This window comes from Pediococcus ethanolidurans (genome assembly GCF_964062635.1).
GTDB lineage: Bacteria > Bacillota > Bacilli > Lactobacillales > Lactobacillaceae > Pediococcus > Pediococcus ethanolidurans.
In genome coordinates, this window is sequence record NZ_OZ061250.1 from 727,782 (window position 1) to 745,454 (window position 17,673).

Annotated in this window: 15 protein-coding genes, 1 tRNA gene and 1 pseudogene; 14 read left to right on the forward strand and 3 right to left on the reverse strand. The window is 36.2% G+C overall.

What is annotated here, in order from left to right:
- Positions 1-1,036 precede the first annotated feature (1,036 nt).
- The 3 genes and pseudogenes from AB3219_RS03630 to AB3219_RS03640 all read left to right on the forward strand — a co-directional run bounded on the left by AB3219_RS03630 (position 1,037) and on the right by AB3219_RS03640 (position 3,787).
- Positions 1,037-1,468 carry a Panacea domain-containing protein gene (locus tag AB3219_RS03630; protein ID WP_367369304.1) on the forward strand — a complete coding sequence of 144 codons (432 nt, stop codon included), beginning with the start codon at positions 1,037-1,039 and terminating at the stop codon, positions 1,466-1,468.
- Positions 1,469-1,481: 13 nt separating this feature from the next.
- Positions 1,482-2,438, forward strand: a complete 957-nt coding sequence (locus tag AB3219_RS03635; RefSeq protein WP_367369305.1) for a hypothetical protein — start codon at positions 1,482-1,484, stop codon at positions 2,436-2,438.
- Between the two features lie 170 nt (positions 2,439-2,608).
- Positions 2,609-3,787 (forward strand): annotated as a pseudogene (locus AB3219_RS03640) (IS256 family transposase).
- Between the two features lie 373 nt (positions 3,788-4,160).
- On the opposite strand, the gene AB3219_RS03645 reads toward AB3219_RS03640, so the two are convergent.
- Together AB3219_RS03645 and AB3219_RS03650 are read right to left on the reverse strand one after the other, a co-directional pair.
- Positions 4,161-4,233: transfer RNA gene (locus AB3219_RS03645), tRNA-Ala, on the reverse strand.
- 163 nt (positions 4,234-4,396) lie between these two features.
- Entirely contained in the window at positions 4,397-4,915 is a 519-nt protein-coding gene (locus tag AB3219_RS03650) for a helix-turn-helix domain-containing protein (RefSeq protein WP_216754069.1), read from the reverse strand.
- 708 nt (positions 4,916-5,623) lie between these two features.
- Here AB3219_RS03650 and AB3219_RS03655 point away from each other — a divergent pair.
- The 8 genes from AB3219_RS03655 to AB3219_RS03690 all read left to right on the forward strand — a co-directional run bounded on the left by AB3219_RS03655 (position 5,624) and on the right by AB3219_RS03690 (position 12,747).
- The gene (locus AB3219_RS03655) at positions 5,624-6,241 is read left to right on the forward strand and encodes an ABC transporter ATP-binding protein (RefSeq protein ID WP_216754070.1); all 618 of its coding nucleotides are present in this window, start codon (positions 5,624-5,626) and stop codon (positions 6,239-6,241) included.
- Positions 6,238-7,392 (forward strand): hypothetical protein, encoded by a 1,155-nt coding sequence (locus AB3219_RS03660; RefSeq protein WP_216762806.1) that lies wholly within the window; start codon positions 6,238-6,240, stop codon positions 7,390-7,392. The genes AB3219_RS03655 and AB3219_RS03660 overlap by 4 nt, the downstream gene beginning before the upstream one ends.
- Positions 7,393-7,582: 190 nt before the next feature.
- Positions 7,583-8,524, forward strand: a complete 942-nt coding sequence (locus tag AB3219_RS03665; protein WP_216754072.1) for an alpha/beta hydrolase — start codon at positions 7,583-7,585, stop codon at positions 8,522-8,524.
- A gap of 143 nt (positions 8,525-8,667) precedes the next feature.
- Positions 8,668-9,624, forward strand: coding sequence for a diacylglycerol kinase family protein (locus AB3219_RS03670; protein ID WP_216754074.1), 957 nt, complete (start codon positions 8,668-8,670; stop codon positions 9,622-9,624).
- 102 nt (positions 9,625-9,726) lie between these two features.
- Positions 9,727-10,554: an alpha/beta hydrolase gene (locus tag AB3219_RS03675; RefSeq protein WP_367369306.1), complete on the forward strand. Its 828-nt coding sequence runs from the start codon at positions 9,727-9,729 to the stop codon at positions 10,552-10,554.
- A gap of 120 nt (positions 10,555-10,674) precedes the next feature.
- Complete coding sequence (locus AB3219_RS03680; protein ID WP_216762818.1) at positions 10,675-11,616, forward strand: aldo/keto reductase; 942 nt, start codon at positions 10,675-10,677, stop codon at positions 11,614-11,616.
- Between the two features lie 47 nt (positions 11,617-11,663).
- Positions 11,664-11,990 carry a thioredoxin family protein gene (locus AB3219_RS03685; protein ID WP_367369307.1) on the forward strand — a complete coding sequence of 109 codons (327 nt, stop codon included), beginning with the start codon at positions 11,664-11,666 and terminating at the stop codon, positions 11,988-11,990.
- A gap of 88 nt (positions 11,991-12,078) precedes the next feature.
- Positions 12,079-12,747, forward strand: a complete 669-nt coding sequence (locus AB3219_RS03690; RefSeq protein ID WP_216762808.1) for an MgtC/SapB family protein — start codon at positions 12,079-12,081, stop codon at positions 12,745-12,747.
- A gap of 7 nt (positions 12,748-12,754) precedes the next feature.
- On the opposite strand, the gene AB3219_RS03695 is transcribed toward AB3219_RS03690, so the two are convergent.
- Entirely contained in the window at positions 12,755-13,531 is a 777-nt protein-coding gene (locus AB3219_RS03695; protein WP_367369308.1) for an alpha/beta hydrolase, read from the reverse strand.
- 117 nt (positions 13,532-13,648) lie between these two features.
- Between AB3219_RS03695 and AB3219_RS03700 the strand changes: the two genes are divergently transcribed.
- The 3 genes from AB3219_RS03700 (at position 13,649) to AB3219_RS03710 (ending at position 17,513) form a co-directional block, all read left to right on the forward strand.
- Positions 13,649-14,284 carry an SDR family oxidoreductase gene (locus AB3219_RS03700; RefSeq protein WP_057807374.1) on the forward strand — a complete coding sequence of 212 codons (636 nt, stop codon included), beginning with the start codon at positions 13,649-13,651 and terminating at the stop codon, positions 14,282-14,284.
- A 228-nt stretch (positions 14,285-14,512) separates the two neighbouring features.
- Positions 14,513-15,895, forward strand: coding sequence for a PTS sugar transporter subunit IIC (locus tag AB3219_RS03705; RefSeq protein ID WP_367369309.1), 1,383 nt, complete (start codon positions 14,513-14,515; stop codon positions 15,893-15,895).
- A 178-nt stretch (positions 15,896-16,073) separates the two neighbouring features.
- Positions 16,074-17,513, forward strand: a complete 1,440-nt coding sequence (locus AB3219_RS03710; protein ID WP_216754081.1) for a 6-phospho-beta-glucosidase — start codon at positions 16,074-16,076, stop codon at positions 17,511-17,513.
- The last annotated feature ends 160 nt before the right edge of the window (positions 17,514-17,673 follow it).

Below are 17,673 nucleotides of genomic sequence, written 5' to 3' on the forward strand. Positions count from 1 at the left end.
GTAAGTTATCCCGAGATATCCGAGCCCCTAAAAGAGAAATTAAGGAAACCCTGTGCCATTAATCATAGCAAGTGTTGAGTTGTCGTTCTTGAAGACATTGATCATTAATATTGATTAGTGCCTTTTTGTTATGGATTCAGATTACAAAATTTAATCTTGTAAAAAGACCATCAAGACAAAAGAGAGTCCCTAAAAAAGGAAAGCTAGAACTTAACAAAACTTGACATTTTTATTTATGGCAACCTGCCAAAACCTGCCATTTAAGAATCACGGTTACCCTTGAAAGAAGCTACCAGGTATTTCTAACATCCCTAAGAAAAGCGAACAAATATGAACGTTTAGGCACCCTTAATAGCCTGTTAAAACCTGTTGTGAAAGAACTACGTACATTGATATTGATTTTACAAGGGATGTTCGCTGCCTGTTAATCAGCTTAAAATCTTATAAAACTCATGGTTGAATACTGATATTATTGATAAAATTCGATATTTCACACAATCTAGAAACCTTACAAAACCTTACTTTTTTTGCTAAATAATAGTCCTAATAGATTTGTTTTGAATGGGTGTATTTTGATTATTTCAAGTTGCACTCGTTTTGTTAGGGTGCAGAGACGTATTCTAAGGCGATCTCAGTTTAATTTACATGTGATTATAGCTAGTGATTAAGTTGATGAAAGTAAAGGTAAGTAAGGGATGAGTCTCCACCTTACTTTTAGATACCGCTACAAAAGATGCTATGATTTGTTAAGGTATACGACCAATTCCAACACTTAAAAAACTAAGGTTTTTCATTGTGTTTGTTTAAAACTGTTAAGGTACTCGTTAAACTAATGTTGTTTTACTACAAATTACTACATGAAATTGCTTAGAAATGACAAGGTAAGGTTTGAAATGATTAAGGATATTGGCTTTTAAAATAAGAGTACATATTAATCAATATAATGTGGTGTGAAAAGAAAACGGCACATTATACAGTGATTGACACGAGATGCTATAATTGGCTTAGAGAGTAATCAGAAGGGGGTTTCTTTGTTATGTCAATGAAAGAATTTGCAAAGCATGTAATAGCAGTTGCTAATGAACATCAGTTATCTGTTACAAATCTACAATTACAAAAAGTAATGTACTTTTCCCTAAAAACAGCATTGGACGAGTCCCTATTAAATAAAGAAGTTTTGAAAAATTTATACGATACTCCATTTTTAGTTTGGAGATATGGTCCTGTAGAAAAAGATGTTTATGACACTTATAAAATATTTGGTGCGGATCCTATTATTGAAGATGACGTAGAGAACAAAAGTTTAAAGCCACTTAATAGAGTTATTGTAAATAATCTAAGGGAAGATCCATTTTCTCTTGTTAATAAGTCCCATAGGGAAAAGTACTGGGCAGAGCATGAGAGCGACATTACGGGCTGGCGAAGTAATATTGAATATACTTTTAAAGACATTAAAAGCGAAGTTTAAGGTTACGTAAATCATGGAAAATGGTAATTTTATTCATTATCTAGATAATAATTCTCAGGAAAGCAAATATTCAAGTGAATTTATTAAACTTCTAGGTGAATTAACTGAAAAATGGACTAGTGGCAAAATTAATCCAGATCCTGATAATTCAGAATTTGAGAGTTTGTTTAATAATTTACTAACAAGTGCTAAACAAGTTCATATAGAGTTTATACCTTACTCTAAGATAACAATGATAGTATTTAAGCTTACGGATAGAACAGGTTTAGACGCACTAGGAGACGCATTAAAGGCAAGAATAAAAAAAGATATAGATTCAAAAGCAGCCGATGATATAGTTAGCAATGAATATTTAGTACTTATCAAGTGCGTAGAGCATTTAAATTTGGCTAACAGACAGTTTACTATGTTGTATCAGCAACAAGATAAAGAAATAAGTGTGGCAAAAGATGATCTTATAAAAATTAATCAAAATATTGATGAACTTGAGGATAAGAGTTCTAGCTTTGAAAAGCTTAACGAGCAATATTCTAAACTGACAGTAGATTTTGTTACAATATTAGGTATATTTACGTCTATTACATTCGCAACTTTTGGTGGCTTGCAGTTGTTAGGTAATGTATTCGGAAAAGTTAGAAGTACAGATTCTGCCAGCATTGGTAGTGAATTAATGCTAGGAGCAGTGTTCTTATTTGGAACATATATGATACTCATTGCTTTATTGACCGGAGTTTCTAAATTGACGAATAAGGACTATAAGACATCGTATCCTACTCGCTTTTTAGTTGTTTTTAGTTTTTTTATCATTTTTACGTTTGGATTAATCTATTCAAACGTAGATTATGTAGGCACTGTGTTTACTTCACATGCTGGTACATGGATGCTTGGTGCAGTTGTTAGTATTTTCGTTATAGGCTTTGTTGCATGGCGTATGGACGCATGCTACCGTAAAAAGGAAAAGACTAAATAATAGGTATAATCGCCATTGGTTATACCTATTTTTATATTATATTTATTTTGGCAAGTTAATAAGGGAGAGTATAAAATAGCTTGTGTAAATGAATTAAAATCCTATTGAAAAGGGAACCCCTTCCCCGTATGATTAAATCGTCAAACCAAACCAAAACGGAGGGATTCCCCATGGAACAGTTTACCAGAGATTTAACCAAAACTCTATTATCAAATGGCGATGTTAAATAACTTTTTCGCCAACAACTTGAAACAGCTATTAATCAAATCCTACAAGCTGAGTTAACTTCGTTACTTGGTTATGATCCTTATGAACGTAATAGCTTTAAGACTAACAATTATCGGAATGGTCAATACTTTCGGTTAATTGATTCCGAATATGGTAAGTTGAAAATTGCTGTGCCGCGTGACCGACAAGGCAAATTTCATAATCATTTACTTCCAGCTTATTCTCGTCGTCAAGATGCTTTAGAAACTACAATTATTCAACTTTACTCTAAAGGTGTTACCACTCGTGAAATCGCTGATTTGATTGAAAAAATGTACGGTTCTTATTATTCGGCTACAACTGTTTCTAACATTACTGCCCAAGTAACTAAGCAGATTGAAGCTTTTCATCAGCAAACCATTAAAGCAAACTATGTTTGCTTATTCTTAGATGCAACTTATTTACCTTTGCGTCGTGACACAGTTCAAAGAGAGGCAGTTTATATTGCCTTAGGAATTACACCCACTGGAATTAAAGAAGTTCTTGATTATCGTATTGCACCCAGTGAAAATGCTGAAGTCTGGTCGGAAATGGCAGCCGATCTCAAGCAGCGAGGGCTTAAACAGGTTCAATTAATTATTACGGACGGAATGGTTGGACTTCAACCCGCGCTTTTACACGCTTTTCCTAAAGCAAAATTTCAAAGATGTTTAGTTCATGTTATGCGTAATATTAGTACACATGTCCGTTTAAAAGACCGTGAGGTTATTTTAAATGATTTCAAACAACTTCATTCGGTAACCAATGAAGCTGAAGCTCGTAAAATGCTTGCCGATTTTTATAGTACTTGGGAAAAACAATACACAAATCTAATTAGTCACATTAGGTCAATTGAAAAGGAATTATTAGCTTTTTTGGCTTTTCCAGCTGCAATTCGCCCAACTATTTATTCAACAAATATTATAGAATCGCTAAATAAAAAGATTAAACGCAAGACTAAAGCAAAAGAACAGTTTCCCAATGAAAAATCATTAGACAATTTCATTGGAGTGCAAGTAATTAGTTACAATGAAAAGAACTTTAATCGAATTCATCGTGGATTCGGACAAGTTAAGGATACATTAGAATCACTTTTCGACTGAAAAGATTTAATTTTATGGAGAAAGAGCAATCACTTTTTACACAAACTTCTTGACACTCCCTAATAAGGAACACAGTTCTGGTTATTTAATTTATAAGTAAAGTATAGTTAATGAGTTTCTAAGATTGTAAAAGGTATAAATTGCTTTTTGTAGTTTACTAACTACTAATTTGGGTAAAAAAACTGTTATCCAAAATGGATAACAGACATCCCTACCTACCACGGTTTTATTAAATTATCTTAAGTTATTTCGTGACCGTCCTTTTGACCGTCCTTTGGTGGTAAAAAAACAATATAGAACTAAAATGAAAAAATAAAAAGGCTGATATAGCAGGCGTTTTAAGCATCCCTGTGTATCAGCCTTTTTCTATCAATGGACCCTAACGGATTTGAACCGTCGACCTCTTGCATGCGAAGCAAGCGCTCTCCCAGCTGAGCTAAGGGCCCAAAAAGCTTACTTGAATAGTATACCGCAAAATACCAGAAGAAGAAATTTAAAAATTAAAGTACCAGTGTAGTTTGTTGTTTTAAGATAAATTGAGTTACATAATTATTAACTTAAATGAAGTTCAAACTCGCTTTTTTGGCGAAATGATTCCAAATTTGCATACTAATTAACTAAAGTGGTTTCGGTATGATAGTGGGTAAAAAACATGTCATATGTCCAGACACCTGTGCTGATTAGGCTGACCAGTAAAACAATAATAGCAACTATATAAATCCATCTAAAAAGGCTGTTAAACTTATTATTTCGAAACATCACATAAATGGGAATAAAAATTCCTAACATGGGAATAATTGCACTTACAATAGCTAGAATTAATAGCTCCATACTTTCATCTTGAGCATTGTACATTTTACGGTTAAGGAAGGTCTGCCTTTTAGTGGCTTCTATTATATTTTTAGTGTTGATATTAAGTTTTTTCTTGAGAGTTTCATTTTCAGCTAGTAAATCATCTAATGTTACTGAATACAACTTGCTTAAGCGAATTAAATTATCAATATCTGGATAAGCGCGATTGTTTTCCCATCTCGATATGGCTTGTCTGGTCAGAGCTAAATTGTCTGCAACTTCAGTTTGCGAAAGATGTGATTTTTCACGATACTTTTTTAATTGTTCACCAAGCATTATGTTTCCCCCCATTAGCCAAGTTTTTATGATTAATTTATTAATTATACCGCGTTTGAATTATTTTTGTTGTGTGAATTGAACTTCAAATGTAGTAGGAGGTAATCAATAATTTCCTGGGGGAAACTAATGGTTTCTTTTTAATTTGAAATAAATGTTCGATAATAAACGTGGCTAAAACGGAATAAGTAGGTTTTTACTAAAATAATGATGGTTATTTGGTGTAACCAGGAAGGAGCGTAGTCATGAACTTAAATTTTCAAAAATACTCAAAATGGTTTCGATTTTTAGAATATTTATTTTTTCCGATTTCGAGTTTTAGCTTAATCACATGGGGCGTGAATATGGGGCACTACTTGATTGAATTAATAGATTTTGGTTATATGTCGATATATTTACTGACTTTTTGCATTGAAACCATTATCCATAGTTTGAGAAAAAATCGCAAAATTGAAGATATACATGAAAAAAGGATTCACATGAATCGTTCTAAAGAGAAATACACAAAATGGTTTTATTTTATTAATTATTTATTCTTTCCTGTGGCTATGTTAAGTCTAATTGCCACTGAAACTAGTCAATACAACTACATCATCAGGTGGTCAATACTGATGTACGTGGGTTTGGACTTGTTTACTTTTGTGTGGTTGTTTGTTCAAAAACGGAGACGAAGAAAATAAAATTGTAAGAAGAAGAAAAAAACTAAAAATGTTATCTATCCAAAATGTAACAATCAAAACGCGACAACCAATTCTCGCTAATTTTAATTTTAAATTTCAACCACACAAAGTTTATGGTCTAATAGCTCCTAATGGTTCCGGTAAAACGACTTTCTTTAGGTCCGTTATGCAATTAATCCCATCGGTTTACGGAAAGTATCAGATTGACGGTCTACCAATTGGCAAACAACTACAAAAAATATTTTACTTTGAATCGTCTAACTGGTTTGACGATAATTTAAGTGGTTTAGATTATTTATTGTTTATTAAACAGATCTGGGGTTCTTCGATTGATATAAAAAGCTTGATTCAAGACTGGCAAATGATTGATTATATCAAGTTACCAATTAAAAAATATTCTTTGGGCATGAGACAGCGACTGCTCATTGGACTATATGAAGTTAGTGATGCTAAATATATGTTGATGGATGAGATCACCAATGGTCTTGACGAGGGGAATCGTGACAAATTATTTTCAAAAATTAAACAACTGAGAGATAACGACAAAATGATTGTAATTTCATCCCATTATAAAGAGGATCTTGAATCAATTTGTGATTATGAGCTTTTTTTGGAAAATAATACAATGGTGGTGAAAAATGCATGAGTTATAGAAGCTATTTGAATCGAAAAATTTTGAAAAATAATTTCAATTTTATTCCATTGATCATTTTAATTGTCACGGTGTTAGTTTGTTTAGCGTTTAATGTGAAGAATAAGGCTACAAATAGTTACATAATGGATGCCAAAGACAATATCCGTCAGGGAAAACAGGCATTACAAGATTCACAAAATGATTTGAAGAGAAAGAGGCTAACAGTCAGTGATAGAAAACTAGATTTAGCAAATATTGCCAACGAGAAAAAAGATATTAAGATCAATCAAACGATCATCAGATTATCTCATCAGCATCAGTGGCGAGCAGCCTACCAACAAAAAATTCGTCAAATTCAAGAGGATTTAACTGTGGCACAGGCTAGTAAAGGCAGCGGTTCTGGGCTTATTAATGCAATGAAACGAGATCGTCTCATTTATCAAGATCTGGCCTCAAAAAGTCTTGAGAAACAAGATGATGATTTTCCGACACAAGGAATCGGCTACAGTGTCTGGGTATCAAAAACAATTCTACCGTATTTATTGGTATTAGCGATCACTTTTGTTTTGGTACAGGTTTACGGAGATGCGTTTGAAGGTAAATTAAATAAGAATAAGTTGCTACCCATTTCTAAAGTGACGATAACTACTCAAAATATTTTGAGTGGTAGTTTTTTTGCCATTGTTTTGTGGTTACTAACCGAATTGACGGCAGTTATCGCTGGAACTGTCGTGTCTGGAATTGGAGCCTTGAATTACCCATATTTGTCCTATGCAATTGGATCGGGAAAGATACTGCTTCAAAACATTTCGAAACTTATCTTACCTTCGTTGATTTTGCAGGGCTTAGCAATTGTTTTCATAGTGGAAATCACTTATTTTATTGTAACTTTAGTTAGAAACCGGTTGGCTGCGCTATTTGTCATTTTACTGTTAACCTTGGGTCTTATTTTAGTAACGACGGTAGTTGAACCTTTACAACGAATTGCAGCATTTTTACCAACCACGTATATTAACGGAATTTCTATTGTGTCCGGGCAATATGGGCACGCAATTGCAAATAGCCAAATTTCATTTGCAACAGGTGTTATCACTTTGTTGATTGGTATTGTGGGACTGTATGGATTCACGCTTGTGATGAATACTAAACTTAAAAAATTTTAGTTTTTTTATAAACAAGACTCCTTTGCAAAGGAGCCTTTTGTTTTGTTACAATGGATTGGTAGCGGATTCAACAAAACGAGTCTTCTTCATGTTTTCGTCAATATTCTAAGATATAATGAAACTGATAGACCCATGAAATTGGAATAAATATTTTACAAACAAACTTTAAAATTTTTAAGGAGATGATGATGTGCGTGCAAAAAAGATACTGAAAGTGGCTGGCATATCGTTGATTGGAGTAGCTGCAAGTTTGGGTATAAGTAGTTTAGTAAGCTACCAGATGGGAATCAGAAGTTCTAAGTCTCAAAAACGACGGGCAATTCGTAATGCGCGTGACAAAGATAATACTCCTGATAGCTATAACTGGTATAAACAGTTAATTAAACAAACTTGGTTTATTCGTGCTGAGGACGGCATTCATTTAGCCGCAACTTATCTTGAAAATAATAGTGATAAGACGGTGATTTTAGCACACGGCTATCATCATGCGCATGAACAAATGGTTCCCTATGCCAAACTATTTATGGACTTAGGCTATAATGTTTTAATGCCGGATGCCCGTGGTCATGGGATTAGTGATGGAAATATTATCGGATTTGGTTGGTTAGATCGTCGTGATTACATTAAATGGATTGAAGAAATCAATTTGCGTAATAAAACACCTCAAAAAATCGTCTTATTTGGCATTAGTATGGGTGCAGCAACTGTTTTAGCTACGGCAGGTGAAACAGATCTACCTAAAAACGTGGTGGCCGTTGTGGAGGACAGTGGATTTAGTTCGGCACAAAAAGAGTTTAGCTACCGGTTAGGCCATCATTACTATTTGCCTCCATTTTTAAGCACGTTTGTGAGTCTAATGACACGTGCGACAGGTGGTTATTCATTAAAAGAAGCCGATATTGCCCATCAAGCGGCTAACATTCGCATTCCAGTGTTGATGATTCATGGGGATGCAGATCGTTATGTACCTGTTGAAATGATGGCGGAAATTAAAGCATCGCTGGCTAAACAATTACCAACAGAGAGTCATCGTATTTCAGGGGTCGATCATGTAAGTTCTCGAAAACATGATCCACAAAAATATCACCAGACGATTGAAACTTTTTTAAATCATTGGGTAGATAAAAAATAGAAAGACGCGCCGAGTGACTTGAAATTTCAAGTTGCTCTTTTTTTGCAAAAAAGTTGTTAAAGTCTCTGTCTATCTAGTTTTCCGTCGTTTTCATATGGTAAACTATAGCATAATGAATATTTTGATTAAGAGTGGTGAATAAAATGGCAGTAAGTCGACCAACGTTTATGATGATTGTGAATCCTTTTGCGGGTGCAGAACATGCTAGAAAAATTTGGCCTAAAATTGAAGTTCAATTGAAGGAACAAAAGGTGAATTATAAGGCGGTAATGACAAAACATCCAGGGCATGGCGTTCAACTTGCCCGTAATTTTGCATTACAACATAAATTAGATCAAAGTTGGGTGGTTGTTGCTGTCGGTGGGGATGGTACGCTACACGAAGTTTTGAATGGCCTTCACCAAGGCGGTGGCGATCAGATTCCGTTGGGTTATATTCCCGCTGGATCGGGAAATGATTTTGCACGTGGCATCAAGCTGCCTACACAATCAATGGCCGCGCTGCAGCAGTTACTTGAAGTTCAATCACCGACTAACCTAGATGTTGGGGTTTATAAAAATCGATTGGATTCACATGAAACATTGTTTACAAATAATGTGGGAATCGGGTTTGATGCTTCGGTTGTTCATGCTGCCAATGATGGACAAAAGGATCATTTAAAGAAATATCATCTTCAGTCTAGTGCGTATGTTTTTTCGTTAATTAAAGCATTTCTGAATCAAAAAGGCTTTCAATTGTCTGTGGAAACGGCGCAAACTAAGCAACGATTTTCGCATGCTTTTTTAGTGACGACAACAAATATAAAGTATTTTGGTGGGGGCGTTCCCATTATGCCGATCGCCGATTTACGGGATGGTAAACTCGATCTAGTGGTTGTAGAACAAATTGGTATTTTACGGTTTGTAAAACTCTTTGTAGAGATGCTGACAACCGGTAACCATCTTAATTCGACCGTGGTGCATCACTTTCGAACTTCACAGCTGCATTTAGAAACAGACTTACCGGAGAATGGACAAGTTAATGGAGAAAACATTCAAAAGCAAAAATTTAATTTAAGTTTTTGGGTCACACAACGACCGTTTTGGATAGCAGGACCATAGATCTTCCCTTTGTTTGTGGAAAATAGTAAAATAAGCGGTGTTGCCTGTTAAAGTGTGAACGATGACAGCAAATTAAATTGTTAAAACAAATGGGGAATATAAATGAACGCAGCGACCATTTTTGTGCATGGATTTAATGGTGGCGTGGACTCAACCGGCCATATGATTTCTGCGGCTCAACACGCGGGTTGGGCAAAACAAGTTATGACGGCTACTATCACACGTTATGGAAGGATTTCAATTACTGGATCCGAAAAAATGGATGTAAAGAATCCAATTATTCAGGTGCTATTCGAAAATAACCGGGCACCAGAGTTTGTTCAAATTAACTGGTTACATAGTTTACTGATCTTGTTAAAACGTGAGTTTAATGTCATGGAGTATAACGGTGTGGGGCACTCGCTTGGCAGTAATGACTTAGTTAACGAAGCACTAATGTACGGGGATGACTTACGCGTTCCTAAACTAAAAAAATTAGTGACCATTGCCGGTCCTTTTAATGGCTTGCGTGGTTTTTTGCATGCTAAACCGGTTCCGGCTTTACTCAGAATGGATCATCGGCCAACTCATGAAACCAAACACTTTAAGCGCATGCTAAAGTACCGCGATCATTTTCCCAAGGGAGTACAATTATTTAATGTCGTGGGAAAAGTGGAAGGGTACTTTGATAACGATTGTTTTGTTTCGGTTAATTCGGCACGGTCGGTTAAATACTTGTTGCACGGAGTTTTAAAAGACTATCGTGAACTCCTGATTACGGGTGAAGAGGGTTATCACTGCAGTTTGAATCATAATCCCATGGTTTTTAATGTGATGAATGATTTTCTGTGGAATGACTATGCAACTTTGCCTAACATGCAGACTAGGAATGTACCAATTTCAACAGAACCGTTAAATAACAATGAAACACTAGCTACGAATGCAGGTTAATCTGCAGGAAATAGCTATTTTTTTGAATTAAGTGACAGTTTTTAAATTTGAGCCAAAATAAATGCTATTTTAATGTTTAGCGTGCATCATAGAAGTTGTGATTAAAGATTAAAGGAGGATATTATGGTAGAAAAAGTAAAAATTGGTAAAACTGACGTCATGGCAACACCACTTGGTCTTGGTACTAATGCAGTGGGTGGACATAACTTATTTCCAAATTTAAATGACGAGGTTGGTGTTCAAATTGTTAAGACTGCATTGAATAATGGCGTTAACTTTTTAGATACGGCTTATGCCTATGGATTTGGCCGCTCAGAAGAATTAATTGGTAAAGCCATTCAGGGCTATGATCGAAAGAAAATTGTGATTGCGACAAAAGCTGCGCAAACACCAGGTCATCCAGATCAACTAAACAATTCACCAGAATTCTTAAAACAAGCTGTTGAGGATGCTCTGAAACGCCTTCAAACAAACTACATCGATATCTTTTATATTCATTTTCCGGATGGCAAAACGCCTTTAAATGAAGCTGTTAAAGCTTTGGATGAAAAACGGCAAGAAGGTAAGATTAAAGCAATCGGAATCTCTAATGTAAGTCTTGATCAAGTTAAGGAAGCTAATCAAGATGGGTTAGTAGATATTGTAGAAAATCAGTATAGTTTGCTTCACCGAGATGCGGAAAAAGAATTAATGCCTTATTTAAAGGCAAATGAAATTTCATTCGTACCGTTTTTCCCATTAGCTTCTGGTTTATTGACTGGAAAATATTCAAGCACGGTTTCGTTTGCATCTGACGATATTCGTCACAGTAATCCAGATTTTCGCGGAGATCGTTTTGCCAAAATTATCAAACAAGTACAGAAAATTCAACCAATTGCGGATAAATATCATGCAACGGTTGCTCAAATTGTGTTGGCATGGTACATTAAAAACCCTGATGTGACGGTTGTCATTCCAGGAGCCAAACAAGTTAAACAGGTTGAAGCAAATGCGGGAGCGCAAAAAGTTACCCTTTCTAAAGAAGAATATGATACAATTAATTCATTGTTTAAAGACTTATAAAAAGTAAGCATTAAACGATGAACTTTGAATCAACGGGAGGAATTATAATGGATGCACAAGAACAACAATTAACGGATCAAGAAATCCTTGATGCGATCAAAACTGGTAAAAAGATGTTATTTTTCACGGCTGGATGGTGCCCTGATTGTGCATTCATTAAGCCTGTAATGCCTGAAATCGAAGCTGAATACGATCAATATGATTGGATTACAGTGGATCGTGATGCTAACATTAAGATTGCTCAAAAATTTGGTGTTATGGGAATCCCTAGTTTCATCGCATTAGAAGATGGCGAAGAAATTGGCCGTTTTGTCAATGGTGATCGCAAGACCCGTCAAGAGGTTGAAACGTTTGTTGATGGCATCGGCAAATAACAATCAGAATATTAAAAAATAAACAGGATTGTCTGTATACTTAATACAGATAGTCCTGTTTTTATATGGTAAGGAGGTGTGATCGGACATGACAGTGGCAACACAATTTGATTTAATTCTTCGAGTTCTCATTGCAGGCTGCTGCGGTTTTGCAATTGGCTATGAGCGTGATGCCCGAGCCAAAACCGCGGGATTACGAACGCATATTATTATTGCTGTTGGTGCGGCCTTGATGATGATTGTGTCTAAATACGGATTTATGGATTTACTTGGCAATAAAGGAATTAGTTTAGATCCATCACGAATTGCTGCTCAAATTGTGAGTGGCATTGGGTTTATTGGTGCCGGGACAATCATTGTGAAACACGAAGATGTCAATGGCTTAACGACCGCAACTGGTTTGTGGACGACAGCTGGAGTAGGGATGGCCATTGGTGCACGAATGTACATTGTGGGCATTATTTCTGCGTTGTTAGTTTTAGGAACGCAAGTTATGCTGCATCGAAATCTAAGCTGGTTGCGATTACCCAATACGAATGAAGTTAGATTACAGGTAAAACCAGGTAATCATAATATTTCAATCATTCAAAATAAGCTTCAAGATCAAAATATTGAAGTCACAAGTATGCATGTGAGAAAAACAGATACAGCCGATGTGGTTCATATGGCGATTCAATCTTCAGAAACTGTTGATATGGCTAAATTAACCGCGGTGTTTGAGGCAATTCCGGAAATTATTGATATGGAAATCTATTGATGGAAAATTAATTCCATAAAAAGTTAACAATTAATTTATCAACTTTGGGATTTTCGTGCAATGCGCTATGTTGCGCTTCCAAACGATTACCTTCAATTGTAATATGACGATAGCTTGCAACGTGACCGGCAACAACAGGTTGTAACGCCTCGTTACTTTTTAGCGGAACTGCAGTGTCAGTTCCAGTGTGATTTAAGTTACCGGCGATATTCAAAATTTTCAAATCACTGGGAAGATTGCTGGCAGCAGTTGCAAGACTATTTTGCGGCGTAATGTAGCCGAAGGGAGTTCCAATAGCCACAAATTTTGTGATTTTAGGATACTGACTGGTTTGAACTTGCTTATTTTCTAAATATTCAAGAATCACGCTACCACCCATGGAATGTGCGACAAAGTTCACGTTATTGATATAGTAGACAGATTTTAGTTCTTTCATAAATGCGGGTAAATATTGCATTTGTTTTTGCGGATCTTGATTGTTAACGAAGGTCAGCTGAATCAAAGGATTTTGAGTTAAAGCACCTACCTTACGAATATGGGTGACGCCATTTGCATCAATAGTTACTTTTAAGGCAAGGTGCGCCAGCTTTTTATGGGTAAGACGGCGGATCATGCCGTTAAAAGTGTAGGTGCTACCATTAGAACCAGGAATAAGAACGGTGGCTGTGTTGCTGGTGGTAATGTGAAGATGAGTTAATGGTGTGTTTTGATGGTGAACGTAAAGCACACCACCAACTAGAAAAACGACAAGTAAACTGAAAATACAAATTAAAAATTTTTTCATAGTGAACTCCCCCGAGTGCTTTTAGTTCAACATAACACGAGATCATGATAGGGTTAAAGTTAAGCAGAAAAAGTTTATAATTATTTAACTAAAACGAGTATAAATGGAGGTAATTTCATGAAGGTATTTGTGATTGGTGCACATGGACAAATCGGTAAACTCTTAGTGGCTCAACTCCTTGACCGTGGCGATGAAGTGGTTGCAGGAATTCGTGACGCTAAACAACGAAGTTTCTTTGAAGATCAAGGTGCGGCCACTCAGTTATTTGATTTAAATGAACAGCCGGAAGAAATGGCTAAAGTACTAAAGGGTGTCGATGCCGTGGTATTTAGTGCGGGATCAGGAGGCAAAACTGGTGATGATCAAACCCTTTTAATTGATTTAGACGGTGCAGTTAAGAGCATGGAAGCCACACAAAAGGCTGAAATTAAGCGTTTTGTCATTGTAAGTGCCATGAATGCTGAGGATCGTACTCGATGGACTGCAATTCGACCTTATTATGTGGCTAAACACTATGCAGATCTGTATCTTAAGGACGAAACAACACTTGATTATACAATTGTAAAACCCGGAGCTTTGACAAATGATGCTGGTAAGGGTGGTGTGAAACTTAATCAACATACTGGTAAAATCTCACGTGAAGATGTTGCCGAAGTAATTGTGGCTGTTTTGCATAATGATCAAACGATTAAAAAAGAGTTTGCGGTTAGTGAAGGCGAAACCCCAATTAACGAAGCAGTTAGCCACATCTAATTAGCTTAAATTAAATAGAAAAAACATGTTATGGAACATGTTCCAACGAACGGTACTTGAACCCCTGTTGGAACATGTTTTTTATTTATGAAATAGCTATACATAGGCAAGCAAAAGGGATAAAACGGTTTTATTGAAAGCGCTTCATGTTATGCAATCTTTGGCCAAAGATTTTTGATATATTTATTTATTATTTTGTCGTAAGCAATTATTATTTGAGGTGATTTTATGAATGATTGGATTAACAACAAGTTTCTACCTCCAGTTATGAAGTTTGTTAATACCAAAGCGATCACAGCCTTAAAGAATGGTATGTTAGTCAGTTTGCCATTTATTATGGTTGGGTCAGTGTTCTTACTATTGAGTGCCTTTCCATGGGCACCAATTGCTAATTGGATGAATGCGACAGGTTTAACTCCTTATTGGACACAAGCCTATAACGCTTCATTCGGTGTCTTGGCGGTCTTTGCCGTTGTTGGTATCGCGTATAACTGGGTAAAAGATGATGGATTTGAACCATTACCAGCCGGAATGACTGCATTGGTAAGTTTCTTCCTCATCATGCGTCCTACAACAGCTGTTATGAACGGTACTAAGACAGTTATTTCAGCAACACAAGCTCCTACAATGTTAACTGGATTTATCGACCGTACTTGGCTTGGTGGTCAAGGAATGATCGCAGCTATCATTGTTGGATTGTTAACTGGTTGGATTTATTCTTGGTTTATCAAGAATCACATCACAATCAAGTTACCAGATCAGGTTCCACCAGCAGTTGCAGAATCATTTGTTGCTTTGATTCCTGCTTTCGTCATTACTACTGGTTGGTTAATCGTTTATATCTTGTTTGATGCTACAGCACATACAACCATGACACAATGGGTTTACCAAACTATCCAGACGCCATTACAAGGAATGACAGATTCATTTGGTGGAGTTCTTATTGTTTCACTATTGATTCCATTCTTCTGGTTCTTTGGTGTTCATGGTGCGGTTATTGTCAGTGGTATTATGGGTCCAATCTTAGGTACAAACAGTTTATCAAACGCCGCAATTTTCAAAGCACATGGTGTTGTTACAGCCGCAAATGGTGGCCATGTCTTCGTTCAATCATTACTTGATCAATTTGGTACTGTTACTGGTTCCGGTATGACAATTGGATTAGTTTTCTTCATGGCATTCTTTGCTAAATCAGTTCAGATGAAGAGTATTGGTCGTTTGTCATTCTTACCAGGAATCTTCAATATTAACGAACCCGTTTTGTTCGGTGTTCCAGTTGTTATGAACCCAATTTTACTTCTACCATTTATGTTCATGCCCGCAATTTCAATGGGTTCCACATACTGGTTGATTAAATTAGGTGTTATTCCATACTTCACAGGTGTTCAGGTTCCATGGACAACACCGCCAATTATTTCTGGTTTACTAGTTGGTGGTTGGAAGATGATGATCTGGCAAGCAATCGTGTTAGTACTTTCGTTCTTCGTTTACTGGCCTTTCGCACACAAACAAGATCAAATCTTGTATGGACAAGAACAAGCTGCTGCTGATAAAGAAGCACATACTAAAGAAGCTGAAGCTGCTGCAACGACAGAACATGCAACAGATTAGTTAATCAAATTAAAAGTCTATTTATGGCGATGAAAATCAAAGTGAATAGACTTTTTTATAAAAAAGATTGAAAAATATGTAAATTTTGTGAAAATTGACGTTTATAATTAAAACGCTTTCAGAAATGAGTTATACTTTAAATGTAACAATTTTATTAAATGAGAGGAGTTCATTAGATATGAGTAAACTTAAGGATGGTTTTCTATGGGGTGGTGCTGTTGCTGCTCATCAACTCGAAGGTGGTTGGCAAGAAGGCGGCAAGGGTGTCAGTGTTGCGGATGTGATGACGGCGGGCGCTAATGGTGTTCCACGTGAAATCACGGATGGTGTTTTGCCAGGTAAAAACTATCCTAATCATGAGGGAATTGATTTCTACCATCGCTACAAGGAAGATGTTAAACTTTTTGCAGAAATGGGTTTTAAGTGTTTTAGAACCTCTATTGCATGGACACGAATTTTCCCTAACGGTGATGAAAAGAAACCAAATGAAGCAGGCTTACGCTTCTACGATGATTTATTTGATGAATGTCACAAATATGGAATTGAACCTGTAATTACATTGGCTCATTTTGAAATGCCTTACCATCTTATTAAAGAATATGGTGGTTTTACAAATCGAAAAGTTATTGATTTTTACATGAACTTTGCGGAGGTTTGTTTTAAACGTTACAAAGACAAAGTTAAGTACTGGATGACATTTAACGAAATTGATAATCAAAGTAATTTCGATAGTGAGTTCTCTGTAGCAACGAACTCTGGAATTTTATTCAGTAACGTGAAAAAAGAAGATCGCGAAGCGGCAATGTATCAAGCGGCTCATTATGAATTGGTAGCGAGTGCTAAGGCAGTTAAAGTAGGTCATGAAATTAACCCTGACTTTGAAATTGGCTGCATGATTAATATGACACCAATTTATCCATACAATGCCGATCCAAAGAACATCATGTTGGCAGAGCGATTGATGCAACGTCGTTATTGGTTCTCCGATGTGCATGCTAATGGTGTTTATCCAAATAATATTGAAGCATATGTCACACGTAAGGGCTATCGAAAAGATATTACGGATGAAGATCGTGAAATTCTGAAACAAGGTACGGTGGACTATATTGGTTTAAGTTATTACAATTCAATGACTGTAAAGGCTGATGGAATTGATATTGATGGTGACTTTAGTCCAGAAGCACCAGTTACCAAGAACGAAACTTTGAAGACAAGTGAATGGGATTGGCCAATTGATCCAGTTGGTTTGCGTTATTCATTGAATTGGTTAACCGATCGTTATCATTTACCATTGTTCATTGTTGAAAATGGTTTGGGTGCGCGTGATAAGGTTGAAGCGGATGGTAGTATTCACGATCCATATCGAGTTGACTATCTGCGTGCACATATTGAACAGATGGAAAAAGCGGTAGACTTGGACGGTGTGGACTTGATGGGTTACACACCATGGGGCTGTATTGATCTTGTTTCCGCTGGAACGGGTCAGATGTCAAAACGATACGGTTTTATCTATGTTGATAAAGATGATGACGGTAAAGGCACGTTGAATCGTTCAAAGAAAGACTCGTTTGATTGGTATAAAAAGGTAATTGCCAGCAATGGTGAGGACCTAAAGTAGCGTGTTTCAAAAGGTGAATGGCTTTTGAGCGGTAGCCTAGATAACCGAATGATTCGGGTTAGGAATCGATTGGTTATCGTAGTTAGACGGAGAAAACTACCTTTTTAAGCACATTTTGGATAAATAAGACAGTATATTTAAAAGATTTAAGAAAAAGAGG

Bases quoted from the DNA above. Each gene is read 5' to 3' on its own strand.
- AB3219_RS03660 (WP_216762806.1), top strand. From the start codon at position 6,238: ATGAGTTATAGAAGCTATTTGAATCGAAAAATTTTGAAAAATAATTTC.
- AB3219_RS03695 (WP_367369308.1), bottom strand. From the start codon at position 13,531: ATGAAAAAATTTTTAATTTGTATTTTCAGTTTACTTGTCGTTTTTCTA.
- AB3219_RS03705 (WP_367369309.1), top strand. From the start codon at position 14,513: ATGAATGATTGGATTAACAACAAGTTTCTACCTCCAGTTATGAAGTTT.
- AB3219_RS03650 (WP_216754069.1), bottom strand. From the start codon at position 4,915: ATGCTTGGTGAACAATTAAAAAAGTATCGTGAAAAATCACATCTTTCG.
- AB3219_RS03630 (WP_367369304.1), top strand. From the start codon at position 1,037: ATGTCAATGAAAGAATTTGCAAAGCATGTAATAGCAGTTGCTAATGAA.
- AB3219_RS03655 (WP_216754070.1), top strand. From the start codon at position 5,624: ATGTTATCTATCCAAAATGTAACAATCAAAACGCGACAACCAATTCTC.
- AB3219_RS03710 (WP_216754081.1), top strand. From the start codon at position 16,074: ATGAGTAAACTTAAGGATGGTTTTCTATGGGGTGGTGCTGTTGCTGCT.
- AB3219_RS03670 (WP_216754074.1), top strand. From the start codon at position 8,668: ATGGCAGTAAGTCGACCAACGTTTATGATGATTGTGAATCCTTTTGCG.
- AB3219_RS03635 (WP_367369305.1), top strand. From the start codon at position 1,482: ATGGAAAATGGTAATTTTATTCATTATCTAGATAATAATTCTCAGGAA.
- AB3219_RS03685 (WP_367369307.1), top strand. From the start codon at position 11,664: ATGGATGCACAAGAACAACAATTAACGGATCAAGAAATCCTTGATGCG.
- AB3219_RS03700 (WP_057807374.1), top strand. From the start codon at position 13,649: ATGAAGGTATTTGTGATTGGTGCACATGGACAAATCGGTAAACTCTTA.
- AB3219_RS03690 (WP_216762808.1), top strand. From the start codon at position 12,079: ATGACAGTGGCAACACAATTTGATTTAATTCTTCGAGTTCTCATTGCA.
- AB3219_RS03675 (WP_367369306.1), top strand. From the start codon at position 9,727: ATGAACGCAGCGACCATTTTTGTGCATGGATTTAATGGTGGCGTGGAC.